This is a genomic window from Burkholderia sp. E168m15 (assembly GCF_016586105.1).
Lineage (GTDB): Bacteria > Pseudomonadota > Gammaproteobacteria > Burkholderiales > Burkholderiaceae > Burkholderia > Burkholderia orbicola.
In genome coordinates this window covers 1-14,305 of sequence record NZ_BCPO01000095.1, presented here as the reverse complement: position 1 = coordinate 14,305, position 14,305 = coordinate 1, and the positions used below count along the sequence as shown (strand labels likewise).

13 protein-coding genes and 1 riboswitch are annotated in these 14,305 nt (G+C 65.6%); of the genes, 8 read left to right on the top strand and 5 right to left on the bottom strand.

What is annotated here, in order from left to right; all coding sequences use genetic code 11:
* The first annotated feature begins 19 nt into the window (after positions 1-19).
* Positions 20-484: an Lrp/AsnC family transcriptional regulator gene (locus JMF86_RS16050; RefSeq protein ID WP_006488501.1), complete on the top strand. Its 465-nt coding sequence runs from the start codon at positions 20-22 to the stop codon at positions 482-484.
* Between the two features lie 63 nt (positions 485-547).
* On the opposite strand, the gene JMF86_RS16045 is transcribed toward JMF86_RS16050, so the two are convergent.
* Positions 548-1,465 carry a LysR family transcriptional regulator gene (locus tag JMF86_RS16045; RefSeq protein WP_011546914.1) on the bottom strand — a complete coding sequence of 306 codons (918 nt, stop codon included), beginning with the start codon at positions 1,463-1,465 and terminating at the stop codon, positions 548-550.
* Between the two features lie 134 nt (positions 1,466-1,599).
* On the opposite strand from JMF86_RS16045, the gene speB reads away from it, so the two are divergent.
* Complete coding sequence (gene speB, locus JMF86_RS16040; RefSeq protein WP_027806419.1) at positions 1,600-2,556, top strand: agmatinase; 957 nt, start codon at positions 1,600-1,602, stop codon at positions 2,554-2,556.
* A gap of 55 nt (positions 2,557-2,611) precedes the next feature.
* Positions 2,612-3,937: an MFS transporter gene (locus JMF86_RS16035; RefSeq protein WP_077178129.1), complete on the top strand. Its 1,326-nt coding sequence runs from the start codon at positions 2,612-2,614 to the stop codon at positions 3,935-3,937.
* A gap of 128 nt (positions 3,938-4,065) precedes the next feature.
* Here JMF86_RS16035 and metE read toward each other — a convergent pair whose 3' ends face one another.
* Entirely contained in the window at positions 4,066-6,360 is a 2,295-nt protein-coding gene (gene metE, locus JMF86_RS16030; RefSeq protein WP_077178128.1) for a 5-methyltetrahydropteroyltriglutamate--homocysteine S-methyltransferase, read from the bottom strand.
* A 127-nt stretch (positions 6,361-6,487) separates the two neighbouring features.
* Here metE and JMF86_RS16025 point away from each other — a divergent pair, with 127 nt between their 5' ends.
* Positions 6,488-7,396 (top strand): LysR family transcriptional regulator, encoded by a 909-nt coding sequence (locus tag JMF86_RS16025; protein WP_011546910.1) that lies wholly within the window; start codon positions 6,488-6,490, stop codon positions 7,394-7,396.
* A 23-nt stretch (positions 7,397-7,419) separates the two neighbouring features.
* Here the strand turns inward: JMF86_RS16025 and JMF86_RS16020 are convergent, their stop codons facing one another.
* Positions 7,420-8,142: a CbtA family protein gene (locus JMF86_RS16020; RefSeq protein ID WP_011546909.1), complete on the bottom strand. Its 723-nt coding sequence runs from the start codon at positions 8,140-8,142 to the stop codon at positions 7,420-7,422.
* 13 nt (positions 8,143-8,155) lie between these two features.
* On the bottom strand, positions 8,156-8,365 hold the full coding sequence (locus JMF86_RS16015; RefSeq protein WP_011546908.1) for a CbtB domain-containing protein: 210 nt from the start codon (positions 8,363-8,365) through the stop codon (positions 8,156-8,158).
* 32 nt (positions 8,366-8,397) lie between these two features.
* A riboswitch (cobalamin riboswitch) is annotated at positions 8,398-8,541 on the bottom strand.
* 46 nt (positions 8,542-8,587) lie between these two features.
* On the opposite strand from JMF86_RS16015, the gene JMF86_RS16010 reads away from it, so the two are divergent.
* The 3 genes from JMF86_RS16010 (at position 8,588) to JMF86_RS16000 (ending at position 12,079) form a co-directional block, all read left to right on the top strand.
* The gene (locus JMF86_RS16010) at positions 8,588-9,178 is read left to right on the top strand and encodes a histidine phosphatase family protein (protein ID WP_201317072.1); all 591 of its coding nucleotides are present in this window, start codon (positions 8,588-8,590) and stop codon (positions 9,176-9,178) included.
* Between the two features lie 164 nt (positions 9,179-9,342).
* Positions 9,343-10,935 carry an inorganic phosphate transporter gene (locus tag JMF86_RS16005; RefSeq protein ID WP_011546906.1) on the top strand — a complete coding sequence of 531 codons (1,593 nt, stop codon included), beginning with the start codon at positions 9,343-9,345 and terminating at the stop codon, positions 10,933-10,935.
* 382 nt (positions 10,936-11,317) lie between these two features.
* On the top strand, positions 11,318-12,079 hold the full coding sequence (locus JMF86_RS16000; protein ID WP_011546905.1) for a 2OG-Fe(II) oxygenase: 762 nt from the start codon (positions 11,318-11,320) through the stop codon (positions 12,077-12,079).
* A 253-nt stretch (positions 12,080-12,332) separates the two neighbouring features.
* On the opposite strand, the gene JMF86_RS15995 is transcribed toward JMF86_RS16000, so the two are convergent.
* A complete protein-coding gene (locus JMF86_RS15995) occupies positions 12,333-13,757 on the bottom strand; it encodes a DHA2 family efflux MFS transporter permease subunit (protein ID WP_011546904.1) in 1,425 nt (474 codons plus the stop codon).
* A gap of 191 nt (positions 13,758-13,948) precedes the next feature.
* On the opposite strand from JMF86_RS15995, the gene JMF86_RS15990 reads away from it, so the two are divergent.
* Positions 13,949-14,098 carry a hypothetical protein gene (locus tag JMF86_RS15990; RefSeq protein ID WP_155123328.1) on the top strand — a complete coding sequence of 50 codons (150 nt, stop codon included), beginning with the start codon at positions 13,949-13,951 and terminating at the stop codon, positions 14,096-14,098.
* The last annotated feature ends 207 nt before the right edge of the window (positions 14,099-14,305 follow it).

Here is a 14,305-nt window from a genome sequence, read left to right as displayed (position 1 = left end):
CGACAAGGATTCCGCCAACATGATCGATCTCGACAAAACCGACCGCGCGATCCTCGCTGCGGTGCAGCGCGACGGCCGCCTGCCGATCGCGCGGCTCGCCGAATCCGTTGGCCTGTCCGAAACGCCTTGCGCACGGCGCCTGAAACGCCTCGAAAACGACGGCTACATCGAGCGCTATCGCGCGCAGCTGTCGCGCCAGGCGCTGGGTTTCGGCGTGGTCGCGTTCGTGCTCGTGCGGTTCGCGACGCACGACCGCAAGGTCGCCGACCGGTTCGAACGGGAAGTGCTCGGCATCGAGCGGATTCTGGCGTGCCACAACGTCGCGGGCACGGCCGACTACCTGCTGCAGGTGGTCGCGCGCGATCTCGACGACTACGGCACGTTCCTGCGCGATTCGCTGCGGATGCTGCCGGGGGTGACGTCGATCGAATCGGCGCTGTCGCTGCGCGAGGTGAAGCACGACGCCGGGCTGCCGGTGCCGTGACGCGCGCCGGGCCGGCAAGCCGCCCGGGCGCAACGCTCGTTCACCTTGTCGGCCGCGCTGGCGTCACACCACGTCGGACGACTGATGCGCGCGTTCGAGATCCTCGAGAAACGCTTCGACGACCGGATCGCCGCGCCCGTCGCGCGCCACGACCATGTGGAACGTGACCTCGTAGTGCAGTCGATCCGGATTGAGCGGCGCGAGCAGCCCCTGCGCGACATACGGCGCCGCGAAGTGCTGCGGCAGGTAGCCGAGATGGTGGCCGGACAGGATCAGCAGCGCGACGGCCTCCATGTTGTCGGCGGTCGCGGTCACGCGATCGGGCGTCGTCGACATCTGCGCCTCCGGCAGCGGATACGAGCGCCACGCCCACTCGAAGCCGGCGACGTCGGCCGGCGTCAGCGTGCCGGCGCCGTCGAACAGCGGATGGCCGCGGCCGCAATACGCGATCTGCCGCTCGATGAACAGCGGCGTGTAGTGCAGCGTCGGCACGCGATGCCAGAAGTAGCCGACCGCGATCTGGATCTCGTTGCTCAGCAGCTTTTCCTCGAGATCGCCGGGCGCGCGCACCGAAATCGAGAAGCGCACGGCCTCGTCGCGGGTGCGGAACGCGGCGATCGCCTCGGCGATCCGCGCATTCTGGCTCACCGGCGTATGGCCGATCAGGCCGATGTTCAGCGTGCCGACCAGTTGGCGATCCATGTGCCGCGCGGCCATCCCGAATTCGTCGAGCGCCGCCAGCAGCTTGCGGCTCATCGCATGGAACCGCTCGCCCTTCGGCGTGAGCCGGAAGCCGCTGCGGCCGCGCTCGCAAAGCCGGTAGCCGAGCCGCGTCTCGAGCGACGACAGTTGCGCGCTGATGGTCGACTGGCCGACGTTCAGCACCGCCTGCGCGGCCGACACGCCGCCCGCGTCCGTGACCGCGAGAAACACGCGGATCAACCGCAGATCGAGGGTCGACAGATTCCCCAGCACGTTCATCCCCTTCCATACATCGATGAAGATCGATGTTTACGTCGATATCTTCGCATTCTTCTTTCCCGGCGGAGCGCGTAAAACTGTGCGCCAGGCCGCGTCGCATGATACGGCAACCCCACATCGGAAGAGACGACCCCATGAACGACCACACCCATTTCCAGCCGCTCGGCGGCAATGAAATGCCGCGCTGCGGCGGCATCGCGACGATGATGCGCCTGCCGCACGTGTCGAGCGCCGAAGGCCTCGACGCGTGTTTCGTCGGCGTGCCGTTCGATCTCGGCACCTCCAACCGCACCGGCGCGCGCTTCGGCCCGCGCCAGATCCGTACCGAATCCGTGCTGCTGCGCCCGTACAACATGGCCACGCGCGCAGCACCCTTCGATTCGCTGCAGATCGCCGACATCGGCGACGTCGCGATCAATCCGTACAACCTGCACGATTCGATCGCCCGCATCGAGGCCGCGTACGACGCGATTCTCGAGCACGACTGCAAGCCGATCACGCTCGGCGGCGACCATACGATCGCGCTGCCGATCCTGCGCGCGATCCACCGCAAGCACGGCAAGGTTGCATTGATCCACGTCGATGCACACGCCGACGTGAACGACACGATGATGGGCGAAAAGATCGCGCACGGCACGCCGTTCCGCCGCGCGGTCGAGGAAGGGCTGCTGCACGGCGACAAGGTCACGCAGATCGGCCTGCGCGGCACCGGCTACGCGGCCGAGGATTTCGACTGGTGCCGCGAGCAGGGCTTCCGCGTGGTCCAGGCCGAGGAATGCTGGAACAAGTCGCTCGCGCCGCTGATGGAAGAAGTGCGCGCTCGCATCGGCGACACGCCCGTCTACATCACGTTCGACATCGACGGCATCGATCCGGCCTATGCGCCGGGCACCGGCACGCCGGAAATCGCGGGCCTCACGGTGCCGCAGGCGCTCGAGATCATCCGCGGCGCGAAGGGGCTGAACATCGTCGGCTGCGATCTCGTCGAAGTCGCGCCGCCGTACGACCCGTTCGGCACCACGGCGCTGCTCGGCGCGAACCTCGCGTACGAGCTGCTGTGCGTGCTGCCGGGCGTCGCGTACCGCGACTGATCGCGGCGCCGCCACTATTCCAAAATCAGAGGATTCCAGAGGAGCACACATCGAGATGGGGACTTCCGTCAAGCAGCCGAAGCGGGCGGCGCTCGCTTCGTTCGTCGGCACCACGATCGAGTGGTACGACTTCTATAGTTATGCGACCGCCGCCGCCATCGTATTCGGGCCGCTGTTCTTCCCCGGCGAAAACCGCTTCATCAGCCTGCTCGCGTCGTTCGGCTCGTTCGCGGTCGGCTTCTTCGCGCGGCCGCTCGGTGGCGTGATGTTCGGCTATCTCGGCGACCGCTTCGGCCGCAAGCGGTCGCTGCTCGCGACGCTGATGCTGATGGCCGTGTCGACGGTCGCGATCGGCCTACTGCCCACCCATGCGCAAGCCGGCGTGATCGCACCGATCCTGCTGGTGCTGATGCGCGTGCTGCAAGGCATCGCGGTGGGCGGCGAATGGGGCGGCGCGGTGCTGCTGGCCGGCGAGCACGCGCCCGAAGGCAAGCGCACCTTCTTCGCGTCGTTCGCGCAGCTCGGCAGCGCGAGCGGCCTGATCCTGTCGATGCTCGCGTTCGGCGCGATCAGCACGCTGTCGAAGGACGACATGATGAGCTGGGGCTGGCGCGTGCCGTTCCTCGCGAGCTCGGTGCTGCTGATCGTCGGTTTCGTGATCCGCGCGAGCGTGTCGGAGTCGCCCGAGTTCGAGGAAGTCAGGAAGAGCGGCAACATCGCGCAGAAACCGCTGCGCGAAGCGCTCAAGGTGTGGCCGCTGCTGCTGCTCGCGATCGGCGCGAACGTGTACGGTATCGCCGGCGTGTATTTCAGCAACATCTTCATGATCAGTTATGCGACGCAGTTCCTGTCGCTCGACCGCTCGATGGTGCTGCATTGCATGACGATCGTCGCGGTGCTGCAGTTCGTCGTGCAGCTCGCGGCCGCATTCCTCGCGCAGCGCTTCGGCACCACGCGCGTGCTGCTGATCACCGGCGCGTGGGCGATGATCGTCCCGTTCGTGATGCTGCCGCTCGTGCACCTGGGCACGCCGGTGTCGATCACGGTCGGCGTCGGCCTCGCGACGCTCGCGGAATCGGGCTACTACTCGGTCGTCGCGGGCTTCGTCAGCGGCATCTTCGTCGCGCGGATTCGCTATACGGCGATCTCGATCGCGTACCAGGTGTGCGGCGCGCTCGCCGGCGGCCTCACGCCGCTGGTCGCGACTATCATCGCGCAGAACACCGCGCCGCAATGGTGGCCGCTCGCGATCCAGTACGCGAGTGCCGCCGTGCTGTCGTCGCTGTGCGTGTGGCTGATCTCGCGCCGTGTCAGCATCGACGATGCGGGCGCGCCCGGCAAGACGGACGACGCGCTGCCGCGCGGCACGCGCACCGCGTAGCGCTCGACGCGTAGCGCCTGTCGCCAATGCATGCATGACGAAAAAAAAGACCCGCTTTCGCGGGTCGTTTTTTTCGTTCCGTCATTGATCGTCGACCGCGACGGTACCGCACGGTGCCTGTCGCGTAGTTACTGCACCTGATTGCGCAGCGTCTTCGCTGCAGCAACCATGTTCGTCAGCGCCGGAATCACTTCCGCCCACTGGCGCGTCTTCAGCCCGCAATCCGGGTTCACCCACAGACGTTCCGCCGGAATGCGCTCGGCGGCCTTCTTCATCAGCCCGACGATGTGATCCTGCGTCGGGATGTTCGGCGAATGGATGTCGTACACGCCCGGCCCGATTTCGTTCGGATACTTGAAGGTGTCGAACGCATCGAGCAGCTCCATGTCCGAGCGCGACGTCTCGATCGTGATCACATCGGCATCCATGTCGGCGATCGACGCGATGATGTCGTTGAACTCCGAATAGCACATGTGCGTGTGGATCTGCGTGTCGTCCTGCACGCCGTTCGCGGTGATGCGGAACGACTCCACCGCCCACTTCAGGTATTCGCTCCACTGCGCGCGACGCAATGGCAGCCCTTCGCGCAGCGCCGCTTCGTCGATCTGGATCACGCGCACGCCGGCCTTCTCGAGATCGAGCACTTCCTCGCGGATCGCCAGTGCAAGCTGGTAGCACGACACCGCGCGCGGCTGGTCGTCGCGCACGAACGACCAGTTCAGGATCGTCACGGGGCCGGTCAGCATGCCCTTCATCGGCTTGCGCGTCAGCGACTGCGCATAGGCGATCCACTCGACCGTCATCGCTTTCGGGCGGCTGATGTCGCCGAACAGGATCGGCGGCTTCACGCAGCGCGAACCGTACGACTGCACCCAGCCGAACTGGCTGAATGCGTAGCCGTCGAGCTGCTCGCCGAAGTATTCGACCATGTCGTTGCGCTCGGCTTCGCCATGCACGAGCACGTCGAGTTCGAGCGATTCCTGTTCGCGCACGCTGCGTTCGATCTCGGCCCGCATCGCCGTGCGATAGCCGGCTTCGTCCAGCGCGCCGGCCCTGAACCGGCTGCGCGCCTGGCGGATTTCGGCGGTCTGCGGGAACGAGCCGATCGTCGTCGTCGGGAACGCCGGCAGGTTCAGGCGCGCCGACTGCTTCGACGCACGCTGCGTATAGGGGCTCGCGCGATTGCCGAGCTGCGCGTCGATGCGCGCGATCGCGGCCTTCACCACCGGGTTGTTCACGCGCGGCGAGCGGCGGCGCGAATCGATCGCGGCGGCATTCGCGGCGAGCGCGTCGGCTACCTTGTCGCGGCCTTCGTTCAGTGCGGTCGCGAGCACCTTCAGTTCGTCGAGCTTCTGCAGCGCGAATGCGAGCCACGAACGGATTTCCGCGTCGAGTTTCTCCTCGCTCGCGAGATCGACCGGCACGTGCAACAGCGAGCACGACGGCGCGAGCCACAGGCGATCGCCCAGTTGCTTCGCGAGCGGTTCGAGCCAGTCGAGCGCCGCGTTCAGGTCCGTCTTCCAGATGTTGCGGCCGTTGATCGCGCCGACCGACAGCACGCGTTCGGCCGGCAGTTCGCGCACCAGCGCGTCGACTTCGTCGCGGGCGTTGATCGCGTCGATATGCAGACCGTCGACCGGCAGCGACGCCGCGAGCGTCAGGTTGTCCTGAAGCTGGCCGAAGTAGGTGGCGAGCAGCAGCTTGATGCGGCGCGTTTCCAGCGCCGCATACGCGGTGCGGAATGCCTGGCGCCATTCGGCGTCGAGTTCGGTCACGAGGATCGGCTCGTCGATCTGCACCCATTCGACGCCCTGCGCGGTCAGCGTATCGAGCAGCGCACCGTACACCGGCAACAGCTTCGGCAGCAGCGCGAGGCGATCGGAAACGTCCTTCGCCTTGCCGAGCCACAGATACGTGACCGGGCCGAGAATCACCGGTTTCGCATTCACACCCTGCGCGTTCGCTTCGGCCAGTTGCTGCAGCAGACGCGACGGATCGAGCGAGAAGTTCGTGTCCGCATGGAACTCCGGCACGATGTAGTGATAGTTCGTGTCGAACCACTTCGTCATTTCGCCGGCCGCGACACCGCCGCAGCACGCGGCGTGCTCCTCCGCCGACTGCGCGGACCGGCCGCGCGCGACGCGGAAATAATTGTCGAGCGCATCGCCGTGGAAATCCTGCACGCGCTTCGGCAGGTTGCCGAGCGTGAAGCTCATGTCGAGCACCTGGTCATAGAACGCGAAGTCGCCGATCGGCGCGAGATCGAGATCGCGCTGGTCGTGCCAGTGGCGCCGGCGCAGCTCGGCACCGAGCGCCTTCAGTTCGTCGCGCGACGATTCGCCCTTCCAGTAGCGTTCGAGACCGAACTTGAGTTCGCGCTTCGCGCCGATGCGCGGAAAACCGAGGTTGTGTGTCGTGACCATGAAGCTGCCGTCCAGAAGAAAGAGTAGATCCGGCAGCCATCATAGGGATTTCAAACCATGAAATAAAATGGCATTATTTCATTCATCCATTAACATTTTTCATGCATCCGTGGGATGCGCGCGATCCATGCTGGAACGATTCCATCTCGTCGTCATTCGTGAAGTCGAGCGTCAGGGCTCGCTGACCGCGGCGGCCAATGCGCTGCACCTCACGCAATCGGCGCTCAGTCACACCGTCCGGAAGATCGAGCAGCAGCTCGGCACGCCGATCTGGGATCGCGAAGGCCGCGGCCTGCGGCTCACGCAGGGCGGGCAATATCTGCTGAAGCTGGCGAACCGGCTGCTGCCGCAGTTCGAGCTCGCCGAGGAGCGGATGAAGCAGTACGCGAAGGGCGAGCGCGGCACGCTGCGCATCGGGATGGAGTGCCATCCGTGCTACCAGTGGCTGCTGAAGGTCGTGTCGCCGTACCTGTCGCGCTGGCCCGACGTCGACGTGGACGTGAAGCAGCGCTTCCAGTTCGGCGGCATCGGCGCGCTGTTCGGTTACGACATCGACGTGCTCGTGACGCCCGATCCGCTGAACAAGCCGGGGCTGCGCTTCGATCCCGTGTTCGACTACGAACAGGTGCTGGTGGTCGCGGATTCGCACCGGTTCGCGAACGTCGACCACGTGACGCCCGAGCAACTGACCGACGAGGTCCTGATCACGTACCCGGTCGAAACCGACCGGCTCGACATCTACAACCAGTTCCTGTCGCCGGCCGGCATCGTGCCGAGGCGGCACAAGTCGATCGAGACGACCGACATCATGTTGCAGATGGTCGCGAGTGGGCGCGGCGTGGCAGCACTGCCGCGGTGGCTCGCCGACGAGTATGCGGACCGGATGCCGGTCGTGCCGGTCAAGCTCGGCAAGAAAGGCATCGCGAAGCAGATCTTCCTCGGCATCCGCGAAGCGGACGCAGCGATCGACTATCTGGCCGCATTCGTCGCGCTGGCGCGCGAATCGACGTGGAGCGCGCCGCGCATGCTGCGCTAGGCGCGCCCGGGGTTGCCCCGCGCTCAGGCGGCGCGCATGCCGGCGCGTTCGCCGCGCTCGACCCACGCGCCGAACAGCAGGCCGATCGTCGTCCACATGATCACCTGCATGCCGATCGCCGCCACGCGGAACTTCCACAGCAACGCCGCCGGGAAATCGGCCGGCAACTCGCTGACCGACGGCAGCCCGACCTGCACGGCCGCGATGATCGCGACGAACACGAGCCCGGCGACGATCGACGCGTTCCACTGGCCGAGCTTCGCCAGCAGATGGCGGCGCACGCCGACCGCGAACACCATCGTCGCGACCGAGATCGCGATCATCAGGAAGAACAGGCCGGTGCGATAACCGATCGTGTCGGGGTCGCCGACCGACGGCGGATTGGCCGGGTACTTGAGGTTCGGCACGATCACGAGCGCGACGAATGCCGCCAGCGCGAGCCACGCGGCCAGCGGCCGTGCCGGCAGGCGGCTGCCGCGTCCGTACGCATACGCGAATACCAGCGAGAACAGCCCGCCGAATGCGGCGCCGTAGGTCACGACACCCGTCAGCAGCCCGAGGCCGGCCTGCGTGTGGCGGCTGACCAGTTCGGGCTCCGGCGCCTCGCCTTGGGCGGCGGTGGTTTTTTCTTCGAAGGCGATCGCCTGATCGACTTGCGGTTCGCCGACGATCCTGGCGAAACCGAACGTGAGGAGGCCCGCGGCGATGCCTGCGAGCATCCCGCGCATGAGCAGCTTTCCGACCATCGTAGGCTCCGCGTCAGTGGCAGGGAAAGCCGAGCAGATGGCGGCCGTCGTGGACGAATTCGTGTACGAGCATGCCCGGCACGAGCGACGTCGCGCCCTGTTCCGCACCGACGAAATACAAGGCCAGCAGCAAGATCAGGCCGACGAACACGGCCCACGGCAACAGCTCACGGACGGGGATGGGTGCCGGCACGACCGCCGGCTTCAGCACTGCTTCGCTCATGGATGCACCTCAGGGGAATCGCGCCCCGACAAATGATGGATGGGTACGAAGGCAGGTCTGGCTTCCGGGATCATCGATTCCCCGGTTACAGTGGCGCGACCGCGCCGGAATTGCACCGGCTTCCGCGCTTCGTATCGGGCGAATTGTACGCGCGAACGTTCGCGTATTGAAGCGATGACACATGGGCGAACACGCCCCGTTCCGGATCATCCGACAACCGACATGAACCTGCATGCCTCACTGCGCCTGATCGCCCACGCATCGACCCGCGCCATGCGCACCGGCACGTTTCCCGACGACGATCCGCTCGACGCGCACGGGCTCGCCGAAGCTGCTGCGCTGCGTGGCCGGTGGACGGCTGCTGCCGGCTCGCTCGTGCTGTGCAGCCCGGCACGCTGCGCCAGGCAGACGGCCGACGCGCTCGGACTGCACGCCGACATCGACGACGCGCTGCGCGACATCGATTACGGCCACTGGCGCGGCAAGCGGCTGCATGATCTCGCCCGCGACCTCCCTGACGAACTCGCCGCGTGGCTCGGCACGCCGTCCGCGTCGCCGCATCACGGCGAATCGTTCGACGCCGCCGCGCATCGGATCGGCACCTGGTTGAACGTGCTGCCACCCGATCGCGACGTCATCGCGATCACGCATGCGCCGATCGTCCGCGCGGCCATCGCGCATATGCTGCGGATAGCTCCCGAAGCGGCCGCGCGTCTCGACGTCGCGCCGCTGTCGTGCACGACGTTCGTCGCGTCGCCGGCCGGCTGGACGTTGCCCACGACGGACGATGACCCACGCGACACCGGCGCGTGAGTCACTGTGGTGCTCACTATGTGAGCCGACGACGCGCTCCGGCGCGTCGCATGTCGCCGCCCGCCTTACATCCCGTAAGACACACCGTTCGTCATCCCGACTGTCATCAAACTGACTGCTAGCCGCAGCTAGCATCGGACGCGGTTCCCTCACGAGATGCCGTCATGAATCAACCCGCTTCGTCCGCCCCGAACAATCCGGGCTCCGTCGCACGCACCAGGCAGGTCGGCTATGCCGCGTTCCTGCTGGTGCTCGTGCTCGGCGCCGTCTATATCGCCACGCACCTGGTCGCCGATCTGGCGCCGGTCCGCGAAGGGACGCTGTTCCCGTACCTGCTGCTCGGCGCCGCACTGCTGATCGCGCTCGGCTTCGAATTCGTCAACGGCTTCCACGACACCGCGAATGCGGTCGCGACCGTGATCTATACGCACTCGCTGACGCCGAACGTCGCGGTGATCTGGTCGGGCATGTGGAACTTCCTCGGCGTGATGGTCTCGAGCGGCGCCGTCGCGTTCGGCATCCTGCAGTTGCTGCCGGTCGAGCTGATCCTGCAGGTCGGCAGCGGCTCGGGCTTCGCGATGGTGTTCGCGCTGCTGATCGCCGCCATCGTCTGGAACCTCGCGACCTGGTATTTCGGGTTGCCGTCGTCGAGCTCGCATACGCTGATCGGGTCGATCATCGGCGTCGGGCTGATGAACCAGTTGATGCACGGGCCGTCCGGCACGAGCGGGGTCGACTGGGGCCAGGCGCTCGGCGTCGGCAAGTCGCTGCTGCTCTCGCCGATCGTCGGGTTCCTGTGTGCGTCACTGCTGCTGCTTGCGCTGAAGGCGCTCGTGCGGATTCCGGAGCTGTACAAGGAGCCGCCGAAGGATCAGCCGCCGCCGTTCTGGATTCGCTGCCTGCTGATCCTCACCTGCACCGGCGTGTCGTTCGCGCACGGATCGAACGACGGGCAGAAAGGGATGGGCCTCATCATGCTGATCCTGATCGGCACGGTGCCGACCGCCTATGCGCTGAACAAGGCCGTCACGCCCACCGAATCGCAGACCTTCGTGGCGGTCGCGAACCAGGCGGCCGCGACGTTCGGGAAGTACACGAACGGCGTCGCGCCGTCCGCGAACCCGCGCGCCGATGTCGAACACTACGTGCAGCATCGTGAACTGACGCCCGCCGTGCTGCCGGCCGTCGCGCAGTTGTCCACGTCGCTCGCGACCGCCGTCGGCGCGTCGGGATCGATGGCGGCCGTACCGCAGCGCGACGTCGACAACGTGCGCAACACGATGTATCTGGTGTCCGAAGCCATTCGTCTGATGGAGAAGTCGGGCCAGCCCGCATTCGCCACCGATGACAAGCTCGCGATCGACAACTATCGCAAGCAGCTCGACCACGCGACCAAGTTCATTCCGACATGGGTGAAGGTGGCCGTCGCGATCGCGCTGGGCCTCGGCACGATGGTCGGCTGGAAGCGGATCGTCGTGACCGTCGGCGAAAAAATCGGCAAGCAGCACCTGACGTACGGACAGGGCGCTTCGGCCGAACTCGTCGCGATGCTGACGATCGGCGCCGCCGACATGTACGGGCTGCCCGTGTCGACGACGCACGTGCTGTCCTCGGGTGTCGCGGGCACGATGGCGGCGAACGGCTCCGGGCTGCAATGGAGCACGGTGCGCAGCCTCGTCCTCGCATGGGTGCTGACGCTGCCGGCATCGATCGCGCTGGCGGCAGGGCTTTACTGGTTGTTCCGGTCGCTGGCTTGATCGTCGGTGCGGCGGGTGGCGGGCGATAGCCGGCTATCCGCCGCGTAGGCTCGATTTGTCGTCTCTCTGTCTCTCTGTCTCTCTGTCTCTCTGTCTCTCTGTCTCTCTGTCTCTCTGTCTCTCTGTCTCTCTGTCTCTCTGTCTCTCTGTCTCTCCGTCTCTCCGTCTCTCCGTCTCTCCGTCTCTCCGTCTCTCCGCCTCTGCGCTCCGGCACGTCGCCGCATTCAGTGTGTCGATGCCGCGCCTTCAACGTTTCCCCGTTTCGCCGCCCGAATTAAAGCGCAAGATCTGGAGCGTGCCGGCTCCCGGACGCCGCTAGACTGGGTTCATCAACTTTCATCGTGAACTCGACCGTGCGCGGCCGCACGGCGCCACGCTGCCCATGCCCCGAGGTACGCCCGTGAACATTGTCGATCTGCAACCTGCCGTCGAATCGCTGGACATCGCGCAGCGCGTCGACGCCCTCGACTGGCCGAGCGTCGATGCCGAGCTCGATCGCTTCGGATGCGCGCGCGTACCGGGCCTGATGTCGGCCAGCGAGTGCGATGCACTCGCGTCGCTCTATCCGCGCGATGCGCTCTATCGTTCACGCGTCGTGATGGCGCGGCACGGCTTTGGCCGCGGCGAATACAAGTATTTCGCGTATCCGCTGCCTGCGATCATCGCCGAGCTGCGTGCGACGATGTACCCGCATCTCGCGCCGATCGCGAATCGCTGGAACCAGGCGCTCGGGATCGACGTTCGTTATCCCAAAGACCATGCGACATTCCTCGATCGCTGCCACGCGGCGGGACAGACGCGACCGACGCCGCTGATCCTGCAATACGGCGCCGACGACTACAACTGTCTCCATCAGGATCTGTACGGCGAGCACGTGTTTCCGCTGCAGGTCGCGATCCTGCTGTCGGCGCCGGGCCGCGATTTCACTGGTGGGGAATTCGTGCTGACGGAACAGCGTCCACGCATGCAGTCGCGTGCGGAAGTGGTGCCGCTGACACAAGGCGACGCGGTGATCTTCGCGGTACACGGCCGGCCGGTGCAGGGAACCCGAGGCATCTATCGCGTCAACCTGCGCCACGGCGTCAGCCGGATTCGAAGCGGCCACCGCTATACGGTTGGCATCATCTTCCATGACGCGCAGTAGCGGTAGGCGGGCAGCTGTGCTGCTGCCGTGTCGCTTGTCGCGCATCGCACTCCTGCTCATCCCGGCACCGCGTCATCGTTCTGTGAACGTTCCGACCAAGCATGGCCGGCCAGATGGCCGCTCGCCCGCAGTGACTGGAGACCGATTGCGCTGACCGTCAAGCGATCGCGGCCGCAACGAGCCAACACTTTTGGTGAGCGCCGCAAACATGCGTACTCACCTGTCGCCCCGCCAATATGATTGGCAGTCCGGCCTATCCCCGCGCCATGTTGGCCCGCAGCCGGTCGCCGGCATCGGAAGCCAGCCGTGCATAGCCCGGCAACGTAAGCAGCGCGAGCACGCCCGCCGCGATAAACGCCCAGCGGAAATCGGCGAGCACGTAGTGCATGCCAGCCGCATCGCCGCGCACCAATGCTGCGAGCCGCAGCGACAATGCACCGAACGCGATCCCCATCCCGATCGTCATTTGCTGCGCGGCGCTCCACAGCGTGCTGGCCGCGCTCGTCTGGTGAGAGGGGATATCCGCATAAGCCAGCGTCGCGAGCGTCGTGAACTGCATCGACCGCGTGAGCCCATAGACGAATACGAGGAGCAGCGTGATCGCCAGCGGCGTCGACGCGGTCAGCCAACCGCATGCGATCATGAAGATGCCGACGATCGTCACGTCGACGAGCGCGACACGCCGAAAGCCGTAACGGTCGAGTATCCAAGACGTGCCCGCCTTCATCCCGAGGTTGCCGAGTGCACTCGCGAGCAGCAGCAGACCTGACTGGAATGGCGACAGCCCGAAGCCGATCTGGAACAGCAGCGGCAGCAGGTACGGGACGGCGTTGATCGCCATCCGCGTGATCGAGCCGGTGATGACCGTCACCGAGAACGTCGGCACCTTCAGCGTCGTGAAATCGAGCAGCGGATGCGCGCAGCGTCGCGCATACAGCCACGCAGCGATACCGAACAGCACGCTTGCGCCCACCAGGACACCCGCGCGCGTGAAGTCGACATCCTGCTGGCCGGCCGCTTCGGTGCCGATCAGCAAGCAGGTCAATGCGCCACCGGCCAGCACGAAGCCAACCCAGTCGAGCGGCCGTTGCTCGTCGGCCCGCGTGTTACGGACGATCAGCCAGGTACAAACGAGTGCGGCAAGGCCGAACGGGACGTTCAACAGGAAGATCCATCGCCACGACGCGTAGGTCGTGATGAAGCCGCCGATCGGCGGCCCGACGACGGGGGCGACGATGCCCGGCCACGTGATCGTCGCGATCGCACGCATCAGCTTCGCCTTCTCGGTACTTCGCACGACGATCATTCGCCCGACCGGCACCATCATCGCCCCGCCGACACCCTGCAGCAGCCGGGCTGCCGTGAACGACATCACGCCTTCGGACAGCCCGCACAGCACCGACGCGCCGGTAAAGACGACGATCGCACTCGCGAACACGGTGCGCGAGCCATAGCGATCCGCGATCCAGCCGCTGATCGGAATGAACACCGCCAGCGCCAACATGTAGGCCGTCATCCCGAGACTCAGCGCGTTAGGCCCCACGCCGAACGAGTGGGCCATTTGCGGTAGCGCCGTCGCGATCACGGTCGTATCAAGGTACTCCATGAAGAACGTCGCGGCGACGAGGTATGGCAAGAAGTCGGTCGTCCGACCACTTTGGGCGGGGCTGTCAGTCATGAACGATGCAGGAGACGGAATACAAAGGACACCGATCACCAGCGGATGCGAGCAAGTACCGGGAAATCGGGACGAGCGGTGATATTACCTCGAAGGGCTTGCCCGCCGCTCTGTCGACCAAGTCACGCGAATGAACTTTATGCGCATAGATTTTTATGAGGCTTTCGCGCTATGTTCGTGGAGAGGAACGCATGACACTGCGCATCGAGGAACGGCCAGATGAAGCGGGAGTTTTCGCCCAGAAAGTGACGTTTATCGATCATCGTCGATCAACATCGTCCATCATCGATCATCGCAACATCGTCGTCGGACGTGCGCCGTCGGTCGGACTCGATTCTTGAAGACGGATGGGTATGGCGGGCAGAGGACGTGCCGAGGTTTCCGGACGACACAGTTGCGGAGAAGAAATTGCGTCTTGATCGAAGATACGATCAATAAGCAATTGAATCGCCGGAGATAGAAGCGATTGAGGGAATGGGAGCTGGGATTGATTGCGTGGGTGAGATGCTAATGCAGTAGCGTTGGTAAGGCTTCACCCCGCCATGCAC

Excerpts from the sequence above, each read along its gene's own strand:
- JMF86_RS15995 (WP_011546904.1), bottom strand. The coding sequence starts at position 13,757 with ATGACTGACAGCCCCGCCCAAAGTGGTCGGACGACCGACTTCTTGCCA.
- JMF86_RS16020 (WP_011546909.1), bottom strand. The coding sequence starts at position 8,142 with ATGGTCGGAAAGCTGCTCATGCGCGGGATGCTCGCAGGCATCGCCGCG.
- JMF86_RS16025 (WP_011546910.1), top strand. The coding sequence starts at position 6,488 with ATGCTGGAACGATTCCATCTCGTCGTCATTCGTGAAGTCGAGCGTCAG.
- JMF86_RS16035 (WP_077178129.1), top strand. The coding sequence starts at position 2,612 with ATGGGGACTTCCGTCAAGCAGCCGAAGCGGGCGGCGCTCGCTTCGTTC.
- JMF86_RS16015 (WP_011546908.1), bottom strand. The coding sequence starts at position 8,365 with ATGAGCGAAGCAGTGCTGAAGCCGGCGGTCGTGCCGGCACCCATCCCC.
- JMF86_RS16000 (WP_011546905.1), top strand. The coding sequence starts at position 11,318 with ATGCCCCGAGGTACGCCCGTGAACATTGTCGATCTGCAACCTGCCGTC.
- JMF86_RS16050 (WP_006488501.1), top strand. The coding sequence starts at position 20 with ATGATCGATCTCGACAAAACCGACCGCGCGATCCTCGCTGCGGTGCAG.
- speB (WP_027806419.1), top strand. The coding sequence starts at position 1,600 with ATGAACGACCACACCCATTTCCAGCCGCTCGGCGGCAATGAAATGCCG.
- JMF86_RS16005 (WP_011546906.1), top strand. The coding sequence starts at position 9,343 with ATGAATCAACCCGCTTCGTCCGCCCCGAACAATCCGGGCTCCGTCGCA.
- JMF86_RS16045 (WP_011546914.1), bottom strand. The coding sequence starts at position 1,465 with ATGAACGTGCTGGGGAATCTGTCGACCCTCGATCTGCGGTTGATCCGC.
- JMF86_RS16010 (WP_201317072.1), top strand. The coding sequence starts at position 8,588 with ATGAACCTGCATGCCTCACTGCGCCTGATCGCCCACGCATCGACCCGC.
- metE (WP_077178128.1), bottom strand. The coding sequence starts at position 6,360 with ATGGTCACGACACACAACCTCGGTTTTCCGCGCATCGGCGCGAAGCGC.
- JMF86_RS15990 (WP_155123328.1), top strand. The coding sequence starts at position 13,949 with ATGACACTGCGCATCGAGGAACGGCCAGATGAAGCGGGAGTTTTCGCC.